Consider the following 21,852-nt stretch of genomic DNA (forward strand, 5'->3'; position numbering starts at 1 on the left):
AAAAAAATTAACTTACACATCCATGACAATTTCACCATGTCGCAGCAGGTTCTTTGTAGATTATAAAGATTTGCATCAATTGCTGTTAGCAGTTCAGAAAAAGTGCTGCAAAAATCATCCCCAGCAAATTGTGAGTATTTCTCTAGAGATTGACTTAATTGATCCTTTAGTTGTTTTAGATAAATTTTCCCAAGCAAACACCTTAAATTTTTACTTTGAAAACAAAAGTAAAGGTGAAGCGATTGCGGCAATTGATGCTATAGCAAAATTAGAGATTGGCGGTAAAGAGAGGTTTACTAAAGCTGAGGAATTTATCAGAAATTTTTTAAGAAATGTAATTCATTTTGGCAATAGCCGTCAACCCTTTGCCGGAATTCATTCCTTTGCCGGAATTCATTTTTTTTGTTGCTTCAGTTTTTTTGAACAGCATCACCAACCGAATTATCCATTTCCTGCTGCTACTATTTTTCTACCACATTTGCAAGTAGCTGTAAAAAATGAATGCTGCACCTTAGTCATAAATAGTATTATTAATTCTGATGTTAATATTCAAACAATATTACAAGAAATAAAAAGCAAAATTGAAATTATCCAATCTTTAGAAAATTACTCACTTCATAGTGATATCTTTCCTGTCAACTTACTCAAAAAGAATATTACCAATCCCGATAAATTCAAACATTCAGTATTATCAGTTTTGGAAAAAATCCAAGCTAATAATTTAAGGAAAATTGTTTTAGCGGATATTCTCGATGTCAGTTCAAGCAATGCTTTTAATTTATTCAAGTCATTAAATAATCTCCGGCAACTCCACCCTAATTGTTATGTTTTTTCTACAAGTAACGGCAAAGGACAAAATTTTATTGGTGCTAGTCCAGAACGCCTAATTAGTATTCAAAATCAACAATTAATTACTGATGCTTTAGCAGGTTCTGCCCCCAGAGGTAAAACTCCTAGAGAAGATGCAGAAAATGCTAATAAATTAATTAATAGTACTAAAGAAAAACATGAACATAAACTAGTACTAGACTTTATTACACAACGTCTATCACAACTAGGTTTATTTCCACAAATTCTATCACCACGTCTGCGACAATTATCGAATATTCAGCATTTATGGACACCCATTAGTGCTGTAGTTCCTGCTAATGTCCACCCCTTAAAAATTGTCGGACAATTACATCCTACACCAGCGGTTGCAGGTGCAGCTAGAGATATTGCTTGTACAGAAATTCGTAATTATGAAAGTTTTGAAAGAGGTTTATATGCCGCACCTTTGGGTTGGGTAGATGGTTCGGGTAATTGTGAGTTTATTGTAGGGATTCGTTCGGCATTAATTGATGGCAATCGCGCTAGACTTTATGCAGGTGCTGGTATCGTTGCAGGTTCTAATCCTGAGAAAGAATTTGCTGAAGTACAACTGAAACTGCAAGCATTACTCAAAGCCTTAGTTTAGGGGAAGTTGGTTTGGAAAGGGGTATGAGTACAAACCTATAGTTCAACGGGTCGAGTTTCCATCCCCTTGCGGGGAAGTTGGTTTGGAAAGACGCGCTGATGAACGATGAAGGCGTTAGCCTCAATCAAGTAGTTTCCATCCCCTTGCGGGGAAGTTGGTTTGGAAAGAAATCTAGGGTTACAACTCGGTAACGCAAAAACAGAGCAGTTTCCATCCCCTTGCGGGGAAGTTGGTTTGGAAAGATAGCTTGATGTATCACCTGCTTGTGGCTGAAGGATTGTTTCCATCCCCTTGCGGGGAAGTTGGTTTGGAAAGAGTTAACTTCTAGAAACCTTACTGAGCAAGAGTTTCAGATACCCAAATCGACACCACTTTTTTTATTGACAAAAAAGCAGTGCTTATTGATAAAAAAACTGCCTATTTCAACAGTCGAAACCCTTACTACAAAAGCAATCGACACCAATCAACGAAGTTATGCGGTTTTCAAGGTTCTGACGAGTGGTGTCGATGACCTCGACACATCTTCTATATGTACAGCAAATAACCATAAATGTCAAGTTTTTTACAGATTACGAGCCACATTTATCGAAATTTTCTAACCAGCGAATTACATCAGCTTGACTAGAAAAATCTAAAATTGCTTCTGCTTATACCAATTCTATGTGAGGCTGCACAGAATCCTTAAATCCATAGATTGAACCATCCTTATCTGTGTTTATCTGCGTTCATCTGCGGTCGATTATTCTTGATATTGTATTCTATGCAGCTTCATATTACAGCAGAATTCAGGAGTCAAAAGTCAGGAGTCAGGAGTAAAACTGGCTTGGTGTCTAGGTTTCAATTTTGATTCTGTACCTCATTGATCTGCAATCTGCTGTAATTTGGTATTAAGGCGAAAAGTTTTTGTAAGGGGCATAAATCCCCGTTACAAAAACGGACTCCTGCCTTCGTTAATCCAAATCTCGATGTGTAAATGATTTAGCATTTGCACCCGTGTAACTAGATACAATATGACCATCACCACTCATTTGATATTTATAAGTTATCAAACCTTCTAAACCAACTGGGCCGCGAGGTGGCATTTGTTGGGTACTAATTCCCACTTCTGCACCAAAACCATAACGAAAACCATCAGCGAAACGAGTTGAACAATTGTGATAAACTCCAGCTGCATTGACTAAAGCTTGGAATGTTTCCGCAGCTTTTAAGTCTTCAGTAATAATGGCTTCTGTGTGACGAGAACCATATTCGCTAATGTGAGTTATTGCCTCTTCTAAAGAATCAACAATTTTAATGGATAAAATTAAATCGCTGTATTCTGTTTTCCAGTCGGTTTCTGTTGCAGCCGCAATATTATCTAAAATTTGTAAAGTGCGTTGATCACCTCTTAATTCAACATTCTCTGTTTGTAAAGCTGCGGCAACTTTGGGGAGGAAGTCGGCAGCAATGCTGCTATGAACTAATAAAGTTTCAATCGCATTACAACCTGATGGATATTGGGTTTTGGCATCAACAGTAATATGGATAGCTTTAGCAATATCAGCCATTTTATCTACATAAAGATGACAAATTCCATCAGCATGGCCTAATACTGGAATTCGCGTATTTTCCTGTACAAATCGGACAAGAGAATTAGAACCTCTGGGAATAATTAAATCTACATATTTATCTAAATGTAAAAGTTCTAAAATTTCTTCTCTGGTGGTTAGCAACTGCACGGCATCGGGGTTAACAGCAGTATGAGATAAACCTTGTTTAATGGCTTTCACTATGGCTTCACAAGAACGTAAAGCTTCTTTACCACCTTTAAGAATTACACCATTACCGGATTTTATTGCTAAAGAAACAATTTGAATTGCTGCTTCGGGACGGGCTTCAAAAATGATTCCTAAAACGCCCAAAGGACAAGTAATGCGTTTGAGAATTAAGCCTGTGTCAATTTCGCGGTGAATTTGCACTTTACCCACAGGGTCTGCTAATTTACCCACATCTCGCACTCCAGCGATCGCATCTCTTAACTTATGTTCATCTAACTGCAACCGTTTATAAAGGGGTTTAGCGATTCCTGCGGTTGTCGCTGCTTGACAATCAGCCAGATTTGCTTGGAGAATATCATCTTTAGCTGATTCTAAAGCCAGAGCGATCGCTTCAATAGCATGATTTTTGTCCTCAGTCGAAAGAACTCCCAGCTTACTAGCAGCTTGACGGGTTTTTTGAGCAATCTGAATTAAAGAATAAACAACTGCTACAGTGGTCATGGTAAAAATAAATTTACTTACAGTAGTAGTCTACAGCACTAAAACCTTATTGTACTTCATTCACCTGAAATCCGCTGTATGATAGCAGTGTATCAAGTTTACCGAAGACGGGTTGATCAAAATTGATGATTTGGAGTTAATTTCCTTTTCCCCTATTCACAATATTTAATGACCAAGTTGAGCTTTTGCCTGTTGCCAGAGAGCATCTAATTCTTCTAAACTGTAATCTGTAAGCGGACGTTCAATAACGTTTTCCATTTTTTGTAAACGCTGAATAAATCGCTGACTTGTACCTTGCAAACCTGCACTGGGGTCAAGTTTATGCCATCTAGCAACTTGAATAATTGCAAATAGCAAATCACCTAATTCTGATTCTTGTCTTGCCGGTGTTTCTTCAGCTAAAGCTTGTTGAAATTCCCCTAACTCTTCGTGAAACTTTTCCCACACCTCATCAACATTATTCCACTCAAAACCAACATTTGCAGCCGTTTGAGAAATCTTCATCGCTGCATTTAATGGAGGAAGACTACGCCGATAACGACTAAGTTTATCACTAAGTTTTTGTGATTCTGGAGTTTCTCCCTTTTCCGCCGCTTTGATAGTTTCCCAATTTTGGTGTACCTCATCCATACTTTGCACCTTCACATCACCAAAAACATGAGGATGACGACGAATCAACTTTTGAGAAATACCCTTAGCCACATCTTGGAGAGAAAAATCACCAGATTCACTCGCAATTTGCGCTTGTAATACCACTTGTAATAATAAATCACCTAACTCTTCAGCGATCGCACCTTTATCCCCAGTTTGAATCGCATCAACCACCTCATAAGCCTCCTCAATCACGTAAGGCGTAAGACTTTCTGGCGTTTGTGCCAAATCCCAAGGACAACCTTCAGGCGATCGCAATTTCGCCACCACCTCAATTAACTCCTGCAAAGCTACCAAAGACTCATTACCTTCCATAAAACCTCCTCTTCCCTCTGCGTTTACCTCTGCGTACCTCTGCGTTTTTTAACCGCCTTTACACCCCGCGTCGGCTTACGCTTCTTAATTTTGCCATTAGGAAGTAACCCTTGAATTCCTTGTTTCTGAAAACGTTTATAAGCCGAACCAGTCCAATCGCTGAGAGAATGACTCATCGCCCCAATTTCAAAGCCAAGAAACAGAGCCAAAAATTCTCCATAATAAAGAGAGAGCGATCGCCCTACACTCCTCCAAACCTCCCCCCAGTTCAAAGCGACATTACCCAACTTCGCAAAAACCACCAAAACTATCAGCCCCACAACCACGAGAAAACTCGTCAGATATACCACCCGCAAAGTCGTACCAATAATCGGCCCATGCGACAAAAAAGACCGATGGCGCAAACTTTTTTGATAAGGTAGCCAAATCCAACGCAAAAACCCCCAACGCTGAAACTGACGCGAGTAAATATCCAAATCGGGGCCAAACATCAGCCCTCCAAACATAAACCCCCCCGCCACCAACAACGTCATATTACTGCTGCGAGTGGAAACCATTGTCACACCCGCCACAAATGGCAAAGACCAGATAGTAATGCGATCGTGCGTCTGACCAGAAGGCATATTCAGTCCTGACTGCTGTTAGCGGTAGCTCGGCGTTTAGCCCGTACTGAGTAAGTATAGTTCTTAAAAGCATATACAAAAAAATTTTCCCAAAGACTTGCAAAATTCCAAACAGCTATGTTATATTAAACAAGTGAGAAAAACGGGCGGTTAGCTCAGTTGGTAGAGCGCCTGCCTTACAAGCAGGATGTCATCAGTTCGAGTCTGGTACTGCCCATTTACAATAAAAACAAAATTCTTAAGATAGCAGTTTGCAATTAATTTGTGAACTGCTAAATTTTTTATAGGAATAAATTTGTTTAGTCTTGACAAGACATATTTAGATTAATTATTTAACATACTCTACGGATTGAGTTTATATATTTTTTCAACCCGCTTTTGTTACATTTCCTCTGGAAACCAGCACAGATGAACTTCCCTGCGGGAAATCACTTCATGTCTTGTCTGCATAGCTGTGGTTCTTCCCCATCGCTGATAAGCAAGCCTTATTAACGCCATCTATTATTTTTTGTCAAGTTCTATTGACACTTCGTAACAAACTTGTTATATTTATTTACATAAAGTAACAACCCAAAAGAAAAACATTATGTATACCACCATTAACGAAAACGGCATTCTCAATAACTACTCTACTGAGCCAAAACTTTACTACGCAGAATATCCAACTAAAGAGCAACAAAAAATTTACGCCTTTCAAGGTGCAGTAGCGATTTTATTCGTCTCATCTATAGTTTTAATTGCGTTAGGAGTCAGTTAATCTTTTTAGTTTTGGTATTAGTGTCTAAATCGTCATTCTTATTTCTCCTATAAACCTCGGTTAGTTTCGCCGGGGTTTTTTATTGCTTAATTTTCTTTCATCAAATCCTCTGATTTCTCCGTATAGTTAAATTAGAATTGCTATATATAAGTTAAATTTGATTAATAATGGTAAAAACTATGTTGCTATCAATTGAAGGTGTTTACAAACACGGTAAGATAGAACTTAGAGAATTACCATCTGAGATTTCAGAAAGTTTTATTATTGTCACTTTTAGTAAAATATTACTACTAAACCTTGATCCACGCGATTCCTACGGAGCGCTTCTCTATCGCATTTCCCCTACATCTCCCAACATCCCTAAAACAGCGTATAGTTAAATTAGGATAAAAACTATAAATAAGCAAAAAATCTATGCCTAATTATCAAGAATTGTTAGAGCAAGCTAAAAATCTGACTCCTGAAGAACAGCTTAAATTAGTTGAAAATTTATCTATTTTAATTCGTCAACAATTGGAAATGACATCAAAACCAAAGCGTAGTATTTTAGAATTGCGTGGTTTAGGTAAGGAAATTTGGGTAAATATTGACGCTCAGGAATATGTTAATCAGGAACGTGATTCATGGAATGGCTAAATAAGTTACAGGGTAAAATTATAGGTTTAGATACTGCACCGCTAATTTATTTTATAGAAGAAAATCCTCATTATTTGCAAGTTACAGATACGTTTTTTACAGCTATGTATAAGGAAGAGTTTAGCGTTGTCACGTCGGTTTTAACTATATCAGAAGTTTTAGTTTATCCTTTACGTGCAGGAAATACAATATTAGCTCAACAATATCGTGATATTCTTTTCAATTCACAAGGTTTAACGAGTATTGAAGTTTTACCAGATATTGCTGAAAATGCAGCTAAATTAAGAGCAGATTATAATTTAAGAACACCGGATGCTATTCAAATGGCCACTGCTATTTATGGAGGTGCTTCTTTTTTCTTGACTAATGATATACGTTTACCTTCTTTACCTGGGTTAACTGTGTTGGTTTTAAATCAATTGATAAGTTAGGTGTTTTTAAATATAGCGAACTGACAAGTCAGCGCTTGCGCTATCGCATCCTCCTCATACCTAACAGCGATTCCTACGGAGTGCTATCTCTTTGAGTCCCGTCAGGGATACGCTATCGTACTTCCACACAAACCAAAACAGCGAACTGACAAGTCATCGATTGCGCTATCGCATTTCCCCCAAACCCCTAAACAGCGAACTGACAAGTCAGCGCTTGCGCTATCGCTCTCTCCCAAATCCCCTAATTACTAGTAGAGGATTTTGGCATACATTTATGTTCAACCTCCACCAAGCATAGGTAAATCCAAATCCTTACCAGTTAATTTAATAATTAATCGTCCAAATGCTATGATTGAATCCTTATTGTTCTTCAAAAAGTCTAAAGTTTGTCCAATCTTATCAGCTTGCTTTTGAGTCAGTAAGCTTCCCCATACTCTACGTCTCTCATCTAGTTGTTCTGGGGTTGATGATTCAATTTCTTTAAGTATCCACCATTCAAAAATAGGTGAGAATATTTCCCAAGTTGGTGGATTAGTTTGTGTCCGATTCAATAATCCCCGTGCATTTAATTCAATTAGCTCCCTTTCTTTTTGGATAAAAATAGAAGTTATATCACTTAAATCATACTTGGAATTAGTAACTTTTCCTTTTAGCTTTTGTAAAGCAATTAGCATTAAAAGCATTTGTTCATCTGGACTAGATCCTTCCCAAAATCTTTCAAATACTGGACTAGCTACACTTTGAAATTTTTCTCCTACTGGTGTTAAATCATTTAGAGGTGCGCCCACATCTATACGATGATCAAAAATTTCAGAGGCCACCATTTCAGCAAGCTGAGGATGATAACCCGATAAATAAGCAATATAACGAGATTCAGATGAAGTAAATAAGGGTTGATCTGTTTGTTCAATCCTATGTAGGAGCTTTAAAATATCATCTTCACGAAATAGTTGTAAACGACAACTTGTAAACCCATTCTCAAATGGTGATATATTTTGAACAGCTAAAGGTTTGCATAATTTTTGAAGTGAGTAGCGAGTAGCAAGAACTAAGTTAGCTTTATTGAAATCTCGTGTAGTTAGAGAACGAAGACCTTGTAGAAATGTACGACTGCTATCAAGATGTTCTGTATCAGTTCTTATTAAAGCATCAAAATCATCTAATACTAAAACTATTCTTTTATTTGCTTCTGCTGCTACATCAAGAACATCATGAAAATCATTAGCTCCCAGTTCAGCACCTTCTTCTATCCGTTGCAGTAAAGCCTTACATTTTTCTTTTATAGGGCTATCTTCAAGTTTTCTATCTAAAGTTTTTGTACATTGAAACCAAAATTGACTTGCTGTTTTAGGATGAACACTATCTGAACAATTTAAAAAAACAAAAATGTAATTCTGGAAGTTATTCAGTGTCAAATCAACAGATGGACTAGAAATATATTTAAGCATAAGACTTTTGCCAATACCTCGCTCACCATATATTTCTAAAGCACCTCCCTCAGCTATCAAAGAGCTAAAAAATTTACTTACTCTTTTGCGATCTATAATAGCTTGTTCCGGTGGTGTACTATTCCGGAGAAAAGGATTAATTAAACTTTTCATGATTTATCCTCCAACGTGGTTTTTAACGTTTTTAATTTGGTTTTTGCAATCATAATTATTAGGGGATGATAAATCTCTTCAATTTTATCAAAAATACCACTTAATAATAAAATTATAGGCGTAAATATTCCTATAAAGCAAATACAGGCAATAAATATGGTAAGGAATGCAATAAAGATATTAATTATCCAACCAACAAGATATTGCTTAATGAATAGAAATACCAAGACAATATAGGCGATAAATAATATTGTAATAAACAGGGCAGAAAAGTCTTGAACAGCATAACTAGTTATAATCCTTAGTTCTTTGTTACTTAATTGTACTTCTGCTTCTTCTAAAGATAAGACTAATTTGGCCGCAGTTGCCGGATTGATATCTGCTTTTGATATCTGTATTCGTGTAAGCACAACCCATACTTTCTGCTCCTGAATTTTTAAATTATCATAAATATATTCATCATTATCCGTGCTTAAATTAAAATTATTTTTAATGATTTTTTCTTGTATAGATATTATTTTAGATTCTAAGATACGTATTTTTTCTGATCTAATCTTTTCTTGTTTACGAGCAAGGTCAATCGGTGAAATACTACTATTTCTTTGCACTATATAGGTTCTATGATTTATTTTTGTTTCTGATGATAAATCAGAATTATTTTTCATGGCATTATGTTGATTCTGTGTTTCAAATTCCTCGATTTGTTTAATCTTTTGTATTTCTTGTGTTTTTCCTGTTAAATCTTCTTCATCAGGAATCTCTTGAATAAATGCTAATTCTTCTTCTGGATCAAAAGAGTTATTCCTTTGCTCAATATTTAACAAAGTTTCAACTTCCTCTAGGCATTTCTCCAATTGTTCTGTCAGATTTCTTATTAATCCCCTCTGCCATTCATTACTATTTTGTAATTTTATTAATTTTTCATATTGCTCAGATGCTACAGAAAAATCACCTTTATTTTCAGCATATTGGGCATATTTTGCTAAAGCTTCTACCATTTCAGGTAAAACATTATGATCATACAAATATAGTTTACATAGTGCTTCTGCTCTGCCAGCTAAATCTTCAGTAAGATAATATATATCAGCTAATCCCCGCAAAGCACTGCAATGATTTGGTATATGTACGAGTACCTCTTTATAATCTTTTATAGCAAAATCATAACTGCCAGCCTGACGTGCTTTATCTGCCAATTCACAGCGATTATTTGCTAAAATTTGGTGAATATCAATCTCTTCTTCCCTGCTAGGTTCTAAAGGTATATTCTCTGTTACCCAAATTCTTACTATTTCCACAGCTACACCAATAGCCTGATTATTACCTTTCAATAACTCCCATTTTATAAGACTTTCTAAGGTATTGTTCAATTCCTCTCTGTTCAAGTGAACCCGGTTTTCCATTAATAAGTGAACAATGTTATCTCTATTAGCTTTTTTTATATCAGATGTTAAACTCGCAACAGTAGCTAATACACGTTCCTCAATAGTAGGTACACGAGCAATACTAGCAATAGCACCTTGATAAGCTTGAAGAGTTTTAGGTATTACAAAATTTACATCATTAACAGTTGCTATTTCTCTTTCTTCATCTAAAACTACGTATTCAAATACTTCAGAACATAATGCTTGCGTGAGATGAGGTTGTCCATTCGTTAATTCATAAATCCTATCAATAGCTGTTTCTTCATAAGTCAGTATTCCAAAAGTAGGCTGAATTATTAGCTGTTTTGTTTCTGGTTGAGAAAAAAAACTAATTCGTTCTTCTTTAGATGAACTAACTATAGGATCATATTGTATGGGTAATTTACCAATGTCTTTTCCAACTGTCAAAACCCACTTTAATTGGTGTTCACCTTTTACTAACTCGCCTAAAAAAGAAACTAAAACCTCTGTAGATTTATTAATTGTCTGCTCACCTAAATTATCAAACTCATCTACTATAATTACAAGTTCCTGGTTTCCTAAATTCTCAAAAACTTGAGGCAACCACTCATCTCTAAATAGTGTATGACTAGATTCCCATTGATTAAGGGTGGGTACTTCAATATTAATTTCTTTAGCAATAGCATTGGCTAAATGATTTTGAAACTGTGGCAAGGTATCTTGCACATAACGTTGAATATCAAATATTACAGGAACAAGAGGCAATACCTTCCCCATTCCTGATTTCTCATCCTTTAAAAAATTGTATAATTTTTGTAAAAATGAACTTTTGCCGATACGACGCTGCCCTTGTAGCAATACAACATTTGAACTAGCTAAAGCTTGGTTAACTTTTGCTAGTAAATCTTTACGACCATAAAAATCTGAACCTGTAACTGGTGGACCGGCTTTATAAGGATTAATAACTAAGGTAGTCATTGAGGGATTACAAATTTAAGGATTAAGGCAGCCATTACATTTGTCTCTACTTCTATATTGCCGTAAGCTGGTTGTACTTTACTATATTCCTGTAATATTTATTGTACAAGCTGGCGATATCTAGTTAATGTATCCATTAAAAAATTACTTCTTGCCCTATCTCATAAACTACCAAATCATCCCCAAATTCAACACAAAACCATTTAAAACATCTTCCCCCGAAACCGTAGCAGGAGATTCCAAAACCTCAACATCTTTTCCTGGTCTATAAATCTCCACTTGTCGAGATTTACGATTAATTAATATACTCAAACGTACACCATTATCTATATATTCCCTCATCTTTTCCTGTGTAGTTTTCAAACTATCACTAGGAGAAAGTAACTCAATTACAAAATCAGGACAAATAGGAGGAAACTTTTCCTTTTCCTCATCACTTAAAGCATTCCATCTTTCTAACTTTATCCAAGAAGCATCAGGAGAACGGTCTGCACCATTAGGTAATTTAAAACAAGTGGAAGAATCAAAAACTATACCTTCTTTATTTTGCTCATTCCAAATCCAAACTTGAGCAGTTATACCCGCATTCCGATTTCCCGTTTCTCCTCCCGTTGGTGGCATAATAATTAAATCCCCATTTGCTGTTCTTTCAAATCTCAATTCGCAGTTATTTTGACATAGCTGAAAAAACTGCTCATCAGTCATATCTATCACTGATTTTAAACTCACAGTTAAAGCATCCATAACCACATCCCACAAATACAAAAATTATCGCTTTACTCAAATCATAAACCAATCTCTCTCTTTCTCCGCGCCTCTGCGCCTCTGCGTGCAAAAAAAAAATAAAAATATCAAAAATAGGCAGGTATAAAACCTGCCCATCTAAACCTATTCTATACCTTCAATCCGATTTTCCACCTCCTGATACAACTCTCTCAACCGGTCTAAATTCTCCTCACTTGTCTCCCAATAACCGCGACCATTCACTTCCAACAAAGTAGAAACAATCTTGCGGAAAGAATGAGGATTGAGATTCATCAAACGTTTCTGCATTTCCTCATCTTTAATAAACGTCTCATTCGTGTCCTCATAAACCCAGTTATCCACAGCACCAGCAGTTGCACTCCAACCAGTGGTATTTACCAACCGTTTAGAAAGTTCGCGCACACCTTCGTAACCGTGAGACAACATCCCCTCATACCATTTGGGATTTAACAACTTCGTCCGCGCATCTAAACGCACAGTTTCCGATAAACTTCTCACCTGTGCATTCGCTGTAGTTGTATCTGCAATGTAAGAAGATGGTTTCTTGCCATCTGCACGCAGACTTGCAACTAATTTAGTAGGATCTGAGTCAAAATAATGGGAAACATCTGTTAAACTGATTTCTGAAGAATCGAGATTCTGGAAAGTTGCATCAGCAGTTTTCAAAGTAGTTTCAAAAATCTGCCGTGACTCATCCATAACACCAGGATTATCAGAATTGAAAGAGAAAGATTTGCGCTTCAAATACATTTCTTGCAATTCAGCTTCACTATCCCAAGTGCTATTCTCCACTGCCAGGTTAATATTAGAAGAATAAGAACCAGAAGCATTAGAGAAAACGCGAGTTGCAGCTTGACGCAGATTTATGCCCATTTCTTCCGCTTGTTGCAGTGCGTGTTTCCGGACAAAGTTCATTTCCAAGGGTTCATCAGCTTCCGCAGCCATTTTCACACCTTGGTCAAGCAAGTTCATTTGGTTAATGAACAAGTCGCGGAATACACCAGAACAGTTAATTACAACATCAATTCTGGGTCGTCCCAACTCTTCTAAAGGTATCAATTCCAACTTATTCACCCGTCCCAAAGCATCGGGAACTGGACGCACACCAATCATCCACATAATTTGGGCGAGGGATTCACCGTAGGTTTTGATGTTATCTGTACCCCAGAGGACACAGGCAATGGTTTCTGGCCAGTTTCCTTCATTTTCAGACTTGTTCCGTTCCAACAACCTATCAACGACGATTTTCGCAGATTGGACTGCGGCGGATGTGGGGATAGCTTGGGGATCTAAGGCGTGTATATTTTTACCAGTGGGTAATACATCAGGGTTACGAATAGGATCACCACCGGGTCCGGGGAGGATGTATTCACCGGCTAAACCTTGGAGAAGTCCACCGAGTTCGTTATCTGCACAAACTTGTTTTAAGCAGAATTCCAAATATTCAAACAGGGGTTTTAACGCAGAGGTGTCAACGTTGGTATAACCTGATTTGTGCAGAGATTCTACCCAAGGTTCTTTTTTACCCATGTTGAAGAAATTCAACTTGGAAACTAGGGAAACTCTACCTTCTGCGTCAATTTGTTCTTGTACTAATGCTGTGACAGCCGCACGGGTAGCGAGGGTGATATCTTGTAAGAGTTGGACATCTGCTAAAATGCCGGCATCGTTACTTCTGTAGATATCTTCAATGTTGCGTCCCAGACTCTGAGCAATAATGCTGGGTAGACCGATGATATTATCTTCTTCACGATCTAAACTAGCAATATTTACCAAAGTTGCGATCGCTTCTTCGGCTGTTGGAGGTTTACCAATTACGTGCAGTCCACAAGGTAACAACCGCGATTCAATTTCCATCAACCGACGATAAACGCTACCAACGATATTATCCCGTTCTTCAGGGGACATATCCTTAGAGTCGGTTTCTGGTAACTCAATATCTTTGTCTAAGTTGACAATGCGGCATTTATCCATGATGGAATTGACAATGGAAACACCGCGTCCTGTGTCTTTCAAAGTTTGGTAAGAAGCAATTAACTCACTGAGTTCTTTCAAACCTTTGTATAAACCGGCATTTTCCGCAGGTGGTGTCAGGTAAGAAATTGTTTCTGCGTAACTGCGACGTTTAGCAATTGTAGCTTCGCTGGGGTTATTGGCTGCGTAATAATACAGATTCGGAATTGAGCCAATTAGTTGATCTGGGTAACAGTCACCAGACATTCCCATTTGCTTACCAGGCATGAATTCCAATGAGCCATGTGTACCAAAGTGTAACACAGCATCAGCGCCCCAGATTTTTTCTAGATAGGTGTAGTAAGCTGCGAAACCGTGGTGAGGACTAGCAGAACGAGAGAATAACAAGCGCATGGGGTCGCCTTCATAACCAAATGTTGGTTGCACTCCGATGAAGACATTACCAAACTGCTTACCGTAGATTAACAGATTTTGTCCGTCGCTGTTTAAGTTTCCGGGAGGTGGTCCCCAGTTTTCTTCTAAGCGTTGGGAGTATGGTGTCAGTGCTTCATATTCTGGCACAGACATTTTGTAAGCAATGTTGAGTTCGGGGCTATTGTATTGTGCTTGTGCGTCGTGGATGACTTGTTCTAGCAACTCTTGGGGAGTTTCGGGAATGTCCTGCACGTCGTAACCGTTGTTTCTCAGTCCTTTCATAACTTCATGGATAGAACCGAATACGTCTAAGTATGCGGCTGTTCCCACGTTACCTTTATCGGGAGGGAAACTGAAAACGGTAATGGCGACTTTTTTGGTTAATTTGGGTTTGCTGCGGAGATTTGCCCATTTTAACGCTCGTTGCGCCACGATTTCTACTCGATCTTGGAGTGCGATCGCTTTCCCGGTTGCCCCATCTTTACCTGATAAGATAATCGGTTCAATTGCCCCGTCAAGTTCAGGTATAGCAATCTGTAAAGCCACTTGAATGGGATGTAACCCCAAATCGCTATCTAGCCATTCTTCCGTGGTTTGGAAGACCAAAGGCAAGGCCACCATGTAGGGACGATTTAACCGTTTTAATGCTTCAATAGCTTTCGGATGATCTTGTCTAGCCGGTCCACCCACCAAAGCGAAACCAGTCAAAGAAACTACCGCATCTACTAACTGTAATTTAGTTGTAGGTTCGTAAAAGTAAGCTTCTATCGGTTTAGAGAAATCCAAACCACCAGCAAATACAGGTAGAACTCTTGCCCCTAATGATTCCAATTCCTGAACAATTGCCACATAATGGGCATCATCGCCAGTAACTAAGTGAGTCCGTTGCAATACCAAACCTACGCATGGTGCGAGAGGATCTTTTAAATTTTTGGAGATGTCCTTGCGAGCAGAATACCAGTTCAGATATTCTCGCACATCCTCAAACATACTCGGCGCTAACGGATGCCAAATCCCCATATCGGGGTAAACAACTGGTGCTTGATAGTCAGCAGCAGCAAAGTTTTCTTTTTCTACGCCTTTTAATACGTATTTATCAGCCAGCATCAGCAAGAAGTTTTCCAGGTTTTCCGCTGAACCACCTAGCCAATACTGAAAACTGAGCATGAAGTTACGCGCGTCTTGTGCTTTTTCCATTGGTAGGAATTTCAGCACTTGGGGAAGAGTCCGCAACAGTTTCAGCATTCCGTCTTGGAAACCAGCGCCAGATTTTTCCTTGCGCTTCTTCATGAAATTAGCAATGACGCTCTTAGATTGTCCTAACTGCGCCAAAGAGAAGCTACCCATTTTATTGAGGCGCATAACTTCGGGCATGGAGGGAAAGACAACCGCCACATCTAGATTATCACGATGGGGTTCAACTGCCGCAACTACTTTCTGAGCTAAGTCTTCGATGAAAATAAGTGAAGCAATGAATATATTAGCACTAGCTATATCGCGTTTCAACTCCTCATAGTTTTCAGAGTTGCGGAGTTCTTCAATCAAGTATCCACTGATTTCAATCGCTACGCTGGGATGATTAGCGTTAATTTCCCGTACCGCTTGTGATAATGCACTTTGGTATTGAGATTCCAGTACGACATAGACAACCTTGATTAACTTACGTCCCCGTAAATCGTCAGGTGCAATATGTCTAATAGTGGACTTGACTTGGGTAAACATTCAAATAAGCTCCTTTCAGGCGTGTTCTCGTGAAGTTTTTCACGGCTGATGTCACCGCTTCTAACTCCAATTATTTTCGGCAATAAGAGTTTTTTATCAGAAAACTCCCATTCTGTGGGGATTTTGTCCTATATCTGACACAAAATGATATAGAAAACGACACATTTATTTACAAAGCTTAACAAAAAATGCGGATTCTCTCACCTATATGTAAATTCTGTTTACATAGTTAAACAATTACTTAGTTATAAAATAACAAAAAATTTTCAGTAATTTTAACATTTTATAGTTCTATTTGACACTAAAAGCTCCAATATTATGACAAAATAAAGCTATTCATTGGTAACTAATAATATAGAATAGGATATGAGATAGTTAAAATTTCTCCCTAAACATTCAATGAGGATATGACCATGAATGCTTTAACTGTCAATTTGAAATCATTAATAGAAATGACTGATGAGCAGTTTTTTCAGCTATGTCAAAACAACCGCGAATTGAGATTTGAAAGAAATGCAAATGGAGAGTTAATAATTATGCCACCAACGGGAGGAGAAACGGGAAATCGTAATGGTAGAATCACTCAACAATTAATGAATTGGACTGATGCTGATGGTACTGGCATCGCTTTTGATTCTTCCACTTGTTTTAAATTACTAAATGGTGCAGATCGTTCTCCTGATGCTTCTTGGATAAAGTTAGAAAGATGGGATGCTTTAACTGATGAGGAAAAACAAAAGTTTCCTCCTATTTGCCCTGATTTTGTGATTGAGTTACTTTCTCCTAGTGATAGTTTGAAGACTACACAAGAAAAGATGAAGGAATATATAGATAATGGAGTGCGTTTGGGTATATTAATTAATCGTAAATCTCGTCAAGTGGAGATTTATAGACAAGGAAAAGAAGTTGAGGTTTTAGATTCTCCTGCTACGGTTTCGGGGGAAGATGTTTTAAAGGGTTTTGTTTTGAATTTAGGGATGATTTGGTAATCTTTCAATCTCCGTCTCTGAGGAGATGTTTGGAAAATTAGGAAATAATTAATTTATAATACATATTAATAAATAGTTAGAAAAAAATATAGGAAAATTAGTATAGCTAGACACGAATTAAATATAGTGATACACTTGATCTAGTTAATCATATATGAGCAAGTTTTTTATATTGCTCATTATATAATTACTTATTTTATCTTAGCAATTTTTTGGGAGCAACAACCGTGATAGATGGTAAAGCTATTTGTATTTCATTATTTACAGGTGCTTATGGTTTAGATTTAGGATTAGAACAAGCAGGTTTTCATACTGTAACTGTAGTCGAAAAAGATCGTGATGCTGTCAAAACAATAGCTCTTAATCGTCCATTTCTGCAAGAAAGTGCAATTCCCAGAGAAATACAAAATGTCACCTCTCAACAATTACTTGAAGAAGGGGGAATAGTTTTGAATTTAGGTCGTGTTTTACAACCTGGAGAAGTAGATTTAGTAACGGGTGGTCCACCATGTCAACCATTTAGCACCGCAGGAAAAAGAGGTTCGGTTATGGACCCTCGCGGTAGTTTATTTATGGACTTTATTCGCATTGTTAAAGAAGTTAAACCCCGTTTTTTCTTAATGGAAAATGTTAAAGGTTTGCTTTCTGCTCCACTGCGTCACAGACCAATTAATCAACGCGGAAAAGATTACCCTCCTTTAGAACCTGATGAAATGCCTGGTTCTGCTTTAAAAGTAGTATTATCAGAAATGAAGGAAATAGGCTACAACGTCGTTTATAATCTTTTAGAAGCAGCAGATTATGGTGTTCCACAAAATAGAGAGCGTGTAGTATTTATTGGTTCTAGAGATGGTGAAGCTGCTACATTTCCTATTCCCAAATATTGTAAAGATGGAAAGATTTTACCTAAATGGCGGACTTTAGGAGATGCTATAACAGATTTAGTTGATACGGAACGAGAATTTATGGCTTATACAGAAAGTCGCTTAAAATATTTAAGATTATTGGAAGCTGGACAAAACTGGAAACACTTACCGGAAGAATTAAAAAAAGAAGCTATGGGAGGTGCTTATAATTCGGGAGGTGGAAAAGTAGGTTTTTATAGAAGATTATCTTGGAATAAACCTTCTCCAACAATCACAACAAGTCCACATCAAAAAGCTACAGATATGTGTCATCCTGTAGAATTGCGTTCTTTAACTGTTCGTGAATCTGCAAGAATTCAAACTTTTCCCGATGATTGGATTTTTTATGGTTCTGTTAGTTCTAAATACAAACAAGTTGGTAATGCAGTTCCTGTATTACTTGCAAAAGAAATTGGTAGTTATCTTTTCAACTTAATTCAAGGAAATAAAGCAAAAGGGAAAGAAATTTCTGAACAATTATCGCTTTTTTAATTATAAAACAGCAAGTGTTTATTTTGTAGCCAATTCAGCAAAAGCTTTATCAATTTTCTGTAACATATCTCGTATATGATTTTCAACTAGATCATAATCCATACAAATCATGTTCCAAAATTGTTTACCAGCAATACGAGGAATGTTACTTCTGTTTGAAAAAGTCCATTTACCTAAATCAAAAGCTGCTATAAACAAAGGGCTTTGATGGATACTCAATTCTTTTTTTGCTCTTGGTACTTGAGAACCAGTCAATGTTCCTTTTAGAGTTTTTAGTTGTGCAAACTTAACCGTTTCTTCCGAAAAAACTAGAATATCAATTCCAGTAATTTTAATTCCAAATTCAAATTCCGGGTTAATAATATAAGGACTAATATTAGATATCTTTTCCCAGAGACTTCCCATTGTTGTACTCAGACTTCTTGTCACTGAGTTGCTGGTAACTAGCAATTTAGCTCCGCAGAGTTCAAAAAGATTGGATGGGTTAGGATGATGATCAAGTATTGCACTTTTTTTTTCAAAATCTAGTTTTAACCACTCAATAAAATCATCTGCAAATTTTTCAGTTTTACTACCAATGAGTTGAGATTGTCTATCTAATTCTAAAACAGATCCATTCTGCTTGTCTTGTGCAATTTGGTATTGAAAGTAAGCTGGTGCTATTGAGGAAATAATTTTTCCATATTTATATGCTATGTGTAAATCTTCATCTGCGATGTGAGTCACATCAATTAATGAAGCATGATGCAAAATTAGTGCTTTCCGTTCTTGGACAGAAAGTGGGATTAAAGTTTCAGCAGTTAATTCAGTAGACATACAAAGCTATATTTAACTTATTGAGCTTTCTTAGTATTACCCAAAATTACCCCCTAAACTGTCATATCTACTGAAATTGTATTTGATTGTTGGTGTAAAATCTAAATAAGTACAAAAATACTATGCAATAGCGATCGCCATTTAAGAATAAGTTGGAATAGCGATAGCATAAGCACTGCTGCAAGCAGTGCGCCGAAAATTGGGGTAGTTGTGAGCGATCGCGAAGTGCTGACCGTTCACGTAGTGTTCCGTAGGAAAGCGATCGCCATTTAGGAATAAGTTGGGAGAGCGATCGTTTAAAATTGGGAATGTTGGGGTGCGATCGCGTATCCCTTACGGGACTCGTAGAGATAGCGCGACCTAGAAATCGCTGTTTGGGAATGAGTATTAAAAACTTAATTTATTGAACGATATAATATAAATAAGAATTAGCTTTTTACAAAACACAAACAGAGTAAACAACATGCAAGAACAATTAACCGACTATCAACAAGAACTAACAGAACGCATTTCTCATGTTGTAGATAAACTATTTCGTGGTAGTAGTTTCTACATGGTGAAATTAGATCAATATGAAATGACTGAAATGTTAATAGAATTATTTAGCAGATTTTCCCCAGAAGAAATGAGAGCAATTAAAGAACATGATTTAAGCAGAAGAATTAGTAAAATATTAACATTAGAAGCTGTTGCTGGGACATTAAATGATTTAACACCAGAAGAAATAGCGATTTTTGATGCAGCAGTAGCCAGAAAATAAACCCATGAATTTTTTACTTGATTCAAATATTGTTAGTTATGCGCTAAAGAAAAATATAACTATAAATAATAAATTGAGAGAGTTAAGCTTTCTTGGTTCAGAAATATTTATTAGTTGTATCACCTACTATGAAATAAAAAGAGGTTTGATATCTCTCAATGCTACTAAACAATTGGTAGATTTTCATGGATTTTGTAATGATTATCCTGTATTATTTTTAGATGATTTAGAAATTATTGAAAAATCCTGTGAAATTCATGCCAAATTAAAAACCAGAGGTACTCCTATCCAAGATGCTGATATTTTAATAGCAGCTACAGCAATTGTCCGCGATTTAATTCTCGTTTCTAATGATTCTGATTTGTTTAGAATTGAAGGACTTAAATTAGAAAATTGGTTATGATAAAATCATACCCGCAATTTATGAACCATAGTGAAGCACTCCGCAAGAATCGCCATTTAAGAATAAGTTGGAATAGCGATAGCATAAGCACTGCTGCAAGCAGTGCGCCGAAAATTGGGGTAGTTGTGAGCGATCGCGAAGTGCTGACCGTTCACGTAGTGTTCCGTAGGAAAGCGATCGCTGTTTAGGAATAAGTTGGGAGTGCGATAGCGCAAGCGCTGTTTCTTGGATGCCCGGAGGGCTTTTGTCAGTTCGTCTAAAATTAGGGTAGTTGTGAGCGATAGCAAAGCGCTGACCGAAGGTATCGCTATTTAGTCTCAAATTTTATCACTCACCTCCTCATAAATCCTGTATATTTTCCAATCTCTGCTGAGAACCATGACGAACACGATGAATATATACAACTCCTTCCTCTTCCTCCAGATTTTTAACCGTAAATAAAATTAAAAATTGTTTTTGATAAAGAAGTTGTCGAACTTCAATTTCCATATACTGACTTTCCATAGCTAAAGAACAACGTTGTGGAAAACTTTCCAACGTCAGCATAATTTCATAACATCCCCGCACCCAACTAAAAGCTCTTTCCTGTGAATTCTCTTTTATCCACAGGAAAATACTCTCAATATCAGCAATAGCACTAGGTGAAATCTCAATCCGGTATGCCATATTTTTCCTTAAATTCTGCAAATGCTTGATTTAAGGGCATACCCTCGCCTTGTTCAAACTCATTTATACTTTTACGTATCTTAGCAATAGATTCAAGTAATTCAAGTCTATCAATAAGTTTTTGATAACTTTCAGCATCTTGAACCACAGCAGCAGCTTTACCATTCACAGTCAGCACAATAGGAGATTTAGTTTCTTTTAACTTATCCAGAAACATCTTTGCTCCTCGCTGAAATTCTGATAAGGGGTGAATATTGCTTAGGCTAAACATCATAATTTCGATAAATTATTTGATAATTTCATGTTAATTGTATGAAAATATTTTGTCAAGGGAAGATATTATCGCCTTTTAGTTGTTTGTCATTGTTATCGAGAAAATGATTCAATAATTAGGATTATTTCAGCCAGAAAAGCAGATAAACTAGAACAAAAACAATATCAGGAGTTCCTATGAGAGAAAATTATAATTTTTCTAAATCCGTTAAAAATCCCTATTCTAAACAGTTAAAAGAACAAGTTACAATTGATTTAGAAAAGGATGTTATTCAATACTTTGAAGAAATAGCTCAAGAAACAGGTATTTCTTATTTGAATTTAATTAATCTTTATCTGCGTGAATGTATGGAAAATAAACGCAAGTTATCGTTAATGGAAAGTAACAATTAAATTTGTATTTCCAGAAGTTGATAATGGCACAAACTTCATGTAGTGATCGCGCTGAATTCTTTTGAATTTACTGTTGGTAACAGTTATTTACCTAAACGATCCTATTTGTTTGGATCTTTTTTATCCTTTTTATCCTTGGCATCCTTCTTAGGCTTTTTAACTTCTTTATTACTTTTTCTTTCCTTAGACATC

21 protein-coding genes and 1 tRNA gene are annotated in these 21,852 nt (G+C 36.8%); 12 read left to right on the forward strand and 10 right to left on the reverse strand.

The window, feature by feature from the left end:
- Positions 1-22 precede the first annotated feature (22 nt).
- Complete coding sequence (locus H6G59_RS27825) at positions 23-1,456, forward strand: isochorismate synthase (RefSeq protein WP_422602235.1); 1,434 nt, start codon at positions 23-25, stop codon at positions 1,454-1,456.
- A 950-nt stretch (positions 1,457-2,406) separates the two neighbouring features.
- On the opposite strand, the gene H6G59_RS10820 is transcribed toward H6G59_RS27825, so the two are convergent.
- The 3 genes from H6G59_RS10820 to H6G59_RS10830 all read right to left on the reverse strand — a co-directional run bounded on the left by H6G59_RS10820 (position 2,407) and on the right by H6G59_RS10830 (position 5,303).
- Complete coding sequence (locus tag H6G59_RS10820) at positions 2,407-3,714, reverse strand: glutamate-5-semialdehyde dehydrogenase (RefSeq protein WP_190714249.1); 1,308 nt, start codon at positions 3,712-3,714, stop codon at positions 2,407-2,409.
- A 165-nt stretch (positions 3,715-3,879) separates the two neighbouring features.
- Complete coding sequence (mazG, locus tag H6G59_RS10825; RefSeq protein WP_190714251.1) at positions 3,880-4,680, reverse strand: nucleoside triphosphate pyrophosphohydrolase; 801 nt, start codon at positions 4,678-4,680, stop codon at positions 3,880-3,882.
- A gap of 23 nt (positions 4,681-4,703) precedes the next feature.
- Positions 4,704-5,303: a metal-binding protein gene (locus H6G59_RS10830; protein WP_190714253.1), complete on the reverse strand. Its 600-nt coding sequence runs from the start codon at positions 5,301-5,303 to the stop codon at positions 4,704-4,706.
- Positions 5,304-5,447: 144 nt separating this feature from the next.
- On the opposite strand from H6G59_RS10830, the gene H6G59_RS10835 reads away from it, so the two are divergent.
- The 5 genes from H6G59_RS10835 to H6G59_RS10855 all read left to right on the forward strand — a co-directional run bounded on the left by H6G59_RS10835 (position 5,448) and on the right by H6G59_RS10855 (position 7,127).
- Positions 5,448-5,520: transfer RNA gene (locus H6G59_RS10835), tRNA-Val, on the forward strand.
- 369 nt (positions 5,521-5,889) lie between these two features.
- The gene (gene psb34 / locus H6G59_RS10840) at positions 5,890-6,060 is read left to right on the forward strand and encodes a photosystem II assembly protein Psb34 (RefSeq protein WP_190714256.1); all 171 of its coding nucleotides are present in this window, start codon (positions 5,890-5,892) and stop codon (positions 6,058-6,060) included.
- A gap of 179 nt (positions 6,061-6,239) precedes the next feature.
- A complete protein-coding gene (locus H6G59_RS10845; protein WP_190714479.1) occupies positions 6,240-6,440 on the forward strand; it encodes a hypothetical protein in 201 nt (66 codons plus the stop codon).
- Positions 6,441-6,474: 34 nt separating this feature from the next.
- Positions 6,475-6,696, forward strand: coding sequence for a hypothetical protein (locus tag H6G59_RS10850; protein ID WP_190714258.1), 222 nt, complete (start codon positions 6,475-6,477; stop codon positions 6,694-6,696).
- The gene (locus H6G59_RS10855) at positions 6,684-7,127 is read left to right on the forward strand and encodes a type II toxin-antitoxin system VapC family toxin (RefSeq protein ID WP_190714266.1); all 444 of its coding nucleotides are present in this window, start codon (positions 6,684-6,686) and stop codon (positions 7,125-7,127) included. Before H6G59_RS10850 ends, H6G59_RS10855 begins: the two co-directional genes overlap by 13 nt.
- A 278-nt stretch (positions 7,128-7,405) precedes the next feature.
- Here H6G59_RS10855 and H6G59_RS10860 read toward each other — a convergent pair whose 3' ends face one another.
- From H6G59_RS10860 to H6G59_RS10875, 4 genes are all read right to left on the reverse strand, one after another.
- Positions 7,406-8,728: an ATP-binding protein gene (locus H6G59_RS10860; RefSeq protein ID WP_190714268.1), complete on the reverse strand. Its 1,323-nt coding sequence runs from the start codon at positions 8,726-8,728 to the stop codon at positions 7,406-7,408.
- Positions 8,725-11,088, reverse strand: coding sequence for an nSTAND1 domain-containing NTPase (locus H6G59_RS10865; RefSeq protein WP_190714270.1), 2,364 nt, complete (start codon positions 11,086-11,088; stop codon positions 8,725-8,727). Before H6G59_RS10865 ends, H6G59_RS10860 begins: the two co-directional genes overlap by 4 nt.
- A 168-nt stretch (positions 11,089-11,256) precedes the next feature.
- Positions 11,257-11,832 (reverse strand): Uma2 family endonuclease, encoded by a 576-nt coding sequence (locus H6G59_RS10870; RefSeq protein ID WP_190714272.1) that lies wholly within the window; start codon positions 11,830-11,832, stop codon positions 11,257-11,259.
- Between the two features lie 144 nt (positions 11,833-11,976).
- Positions 11,977-15,963, reverse strand: a complete 3,987-nt coding sequence (locus tag H6G59_RS10875) for a magnesium chelatase subunit H (RefSeq protein ID WP_190714273.1) — start codon at positions 15,961-15,963, stop codon at positions 11,977-11,979.
- Positions 15,964-16,376: 413 nt separating this feature from the next.
- On the opposite strand from H6G59_RS10875, the gene H6G59_RS10880 reads away from it, so the two are divergent.
- Both H6G59_RS10880 and H6G59_RS10885 read left to right on the forward strand, forming a co-directional pair.
- A complete protein-coding gene (locus tag H6G59_RS10880; RefSeq protein WP_190714275.1) occupies positions 16,377-16,952 on the forward strand; it encodes a Uma2 family endonuclease in 576 nt (191 codons plus the stop codon).
- 227 nt (positions 16,953-17,179) lie between these two features.
- Positions 17,180-18,349 (forward strand): DNA (cytosine-5-)-methyltransferase, encoded by a 1,170-nt coding sequence (locus tag H6G59_RS10885; protein WP_190714458.1) that lies wholly within the window; start codon positions 17,180-17,182, stop codon positions 18,347-18,349.
- A gap of 18 nt (positions 18,350-18,367) precedes the next feature.
- Here the strand turns inward: H6G59_RS10885 and H6G59_RS10890 are convergent, their stop codons facing one another.
- Positions 18,368-19,099, reverse strand: coding sequence for a hypothetical protein (locus H6G59_RS10890; RefSeq protein ID WP_242038847.1), 732 nt, complete (start codon positions 19,097-19,099; stop codon positions 18,368-18,370).
- Between the two features lie 529 nt (positions 19,100-19,628).
- Here H6G59_RS10890 and H6G59_RS10895 point away from each other — a divergent pair.
- The 3 genes from H6G59_RS10895 to H6G59_RS10905 are packed head-to-tail and all read left to right on the forward strand — an operon-like array spanning position 19,629 to position 20,516.
- Positions 19,629-19,925, forward strand: coding sequence for a hypothetical protein (locus H6G59_RS10895; RefSeq protein ID WP_190714279.1), 297 nt, complete (start codon positions 19,629-19,631; stop codon positions 19,923-19,925).
- A gap of 4 nt (positions 19,926-19,929) precedes the next feature.
- Complete coding sequence (locus tag H6G59_RS10900) at positions 19,930-20,328, forward strand: type II toxin-antitoxin system VapC family toxin (RefSeq protein WP_190714281.1); 399 nt, start codon at positions 19,930-19,932, stop codon at positions 20,326-20,328.
- Positions 20,325-20,516, forward strand: a complete 192-nt coding sequence (locus H6G59_RS10905; protein WP_190714284.1) for a hypothetical protein — start codon at positions 20,325-20,327, stop codon at positions 20,514-20,516. Before H6G59_RS10900 ends, H6G59_RS10905 begins: the two co-directional genes overlap by 4 nt.
- Positions 20,517-20,667: 151 nt before the next feature.
- On the opposite strand, the gene H6G59_RS10910 is transcribed toward H6G59_RS10905, so the two are convergent.
- Together H6G59_RS10910 and H6G59_RS10915 are read right to left on the reverse strand one after the other, a co-directional pair.
- Positions 20,668-20,994: a type II toxin-antitoxin system RelE/ParE family toxin gene (locus tag H6G59_RS10910; protein WP_190714286.1), complete on the reverse strand. Its 327-nt coding sequence runs from the start codon at positions 20,992-20,994 to the stop codon at positions 20,668-20,670.
- On the reverse strand, positions 20,978-21,268 hold the full coding sequence (locus H6G59_RS10915) for a type II toxin-antitoxin system Phd/YefM family antitoxin (protein WP_242038848.1): 291 nt from the start codon (positions 21,266-21,268) through the stop codon (positions 20,978-20,980). Before H6G59_RS10915 ends, H6G59_RS10910 begins: the two co-directional genes overlap by 17 nt.
- Before the next feature lie 176 nt (positions 21,269-21,444).
- Between H6G59_RS10915 and H6G59_RS10925 the strand changes: the two genes are divergently transcribed.
- Positions 21,445-21,660: an antitoxin gene (locus tag H6G59_RS10925; protein ID WP_190714288.1), complete on the forward strand. Its 216-nt coding sequence runs from the start codon at positions 21,445-21,447 to the stop codon at positions 21,658-21,660.
- Positions 21,661-21,852 lie beyond the last annotated feature (192 nt).

It is taken from the genome of Anabaena lutea FACHB-196 (genome assembly GCF_014698305.1).
In the GTDB taxonomy this organism is placed as follows: domain Bacteria; phylum Cyanobacteriota; class Cyanobacteriia; order Cyanobacteriales; family Nostocaceae; genus Anabaena; species Anabaena lutea.

Excerpts from the sequence above, each read along its gene's own strand:
- H6G59_RS27825 (WP_422602235.1), top strand. The coding sequence starts at position 23 with ATGACAATTTCACCATGTCGCAGCAGGTTCTTTGTAGATTATAAAGAT.
- H6G59_RS10820 (WP_190714249.1), bottom strand. The coding sequence starts at position 3,714 with ATGACCACTGTAGCAGTTGTTTATTCTTTAATTCAGATTGCTCAAAAA.
- mazG (WP_190714251.1), bottom strand. The coding sequence starts at position 4,680 with ATGGAAGGTAATGAGTCTTTGGTAGCTTTGCAGGAGTTAATTGAGGTG.
- H6G59_RS10830 (WP_190714253.1), bottom strand. The coding sequence starts at position 5,303 with ATGCCTTCTGGTCAGACGCACGATCGCATTACTATCTGGTCTTTGCCA.
- psb34 (WP_190714256.1), top strand. The coding sequence starts at position 5,890 with ATGTATACCACCATTAACGAAAACGGCATTCTCAATAACTACTCTACT.
- H6G59_RS10845 (WP_190714479.1), top strand. The coding sequence starts at position 6,240 with ATGTTGCTATCAATTGAAGGTGTTTACAAACACGGTAAGATAGAACTT.
- H6G59_RS10850 (WP_190714258.1), top strand. The coding sequence starts at position 6,475 with ATGCCTAATTATCAAGAATTGTTAGAGCAAGCTAAAAATCTGACTCCT.
- H6G59_RS10855 (WP_190714266.1), top strand. The coding sequence starts at position 6,684 with ATGGAATGGCTAAATAAGTTACAGGGTAAAATTATAGGTTTAGATACT.
- H6G59_RS10860 (WP_190714268.1), bottom strand. The coding sequence starts at position 8,728 with ATGAAAAGTTTAATTAATCCTTTTCTCCGGAATAGTACACCACCGGAA.
- H6G59_RS10865 (WP_190714270.1), bottom strand. The coding sequence starts at position 11,088 with ATGACTACCTTAGTTATTAATCCTTATAAAGCCGGTCCACCAGTTACA.
- H6G59_RS10870 (WP_190714272.1), bottom strand. The coding sequence starts at position 11,832 with ATGGATGCTTTAACTGTGAGTTTAAAATCAGTGATAGATATGACTGAT.
- H6G59_RS10875 (WP_190714273.1), bottom strand. The coding sequence starts at position 15,963 with ATGTTTACCCAAGTCAAGTCCACTATTAGACATATTGCACCTGACGAT.
- H6G59_RS10880 (WP_190714275.1), top strand. The coding sequence starts at position 16,377 with ATGAATGCTTTAACTGTCAATTTGAAATCATTAATAGAAATGACTGAT.
- H6G59_RS10895 (WP_190714279.1), top strand. The coding sequence starts at position 19,629 with ATGCAAGAACAATTAACCGACTATCAACAAGAACTAACAGAACGCATT.
- H6G59_RS10900 (WP_190714281.1), top strand. The coding sequence starts at position 19,930 with ATGAATTTTTTACTTGATTCAAATATTGTTAGTTATGCGCTAAAGAAA.
- H6G59_RS10905 (WP_190714284.1), top strand. The coding sequence starts at position 20,325 with ATGATAAAATCATACCCGCAATTTATGAACCATAGTGAAGCACTCCGC.
- H6G59_RS10910 (WP_190714286.1), bottom strand. The coding sequence starts at position 20,994 with ATGGCATACCGGATTGAGATTTCACCTAGTGCTATTGCTGATATTGAG.
- H6G59_RS10915 (WP_242038848.1), bottom strand. The coding sequence starts at position 21,268 with ATGATGTTTAGCCTAAGCAATATTCACCCCTTATCAGAATTTCAGCGA.
- H6G59_RS10925 (WP_190714288.1), top strand. The coding sequence starts at position 21,445 with ATGAGAGAAAATTATAATTTTTCTAAATCCGTTAAAAATCCCTATTCT.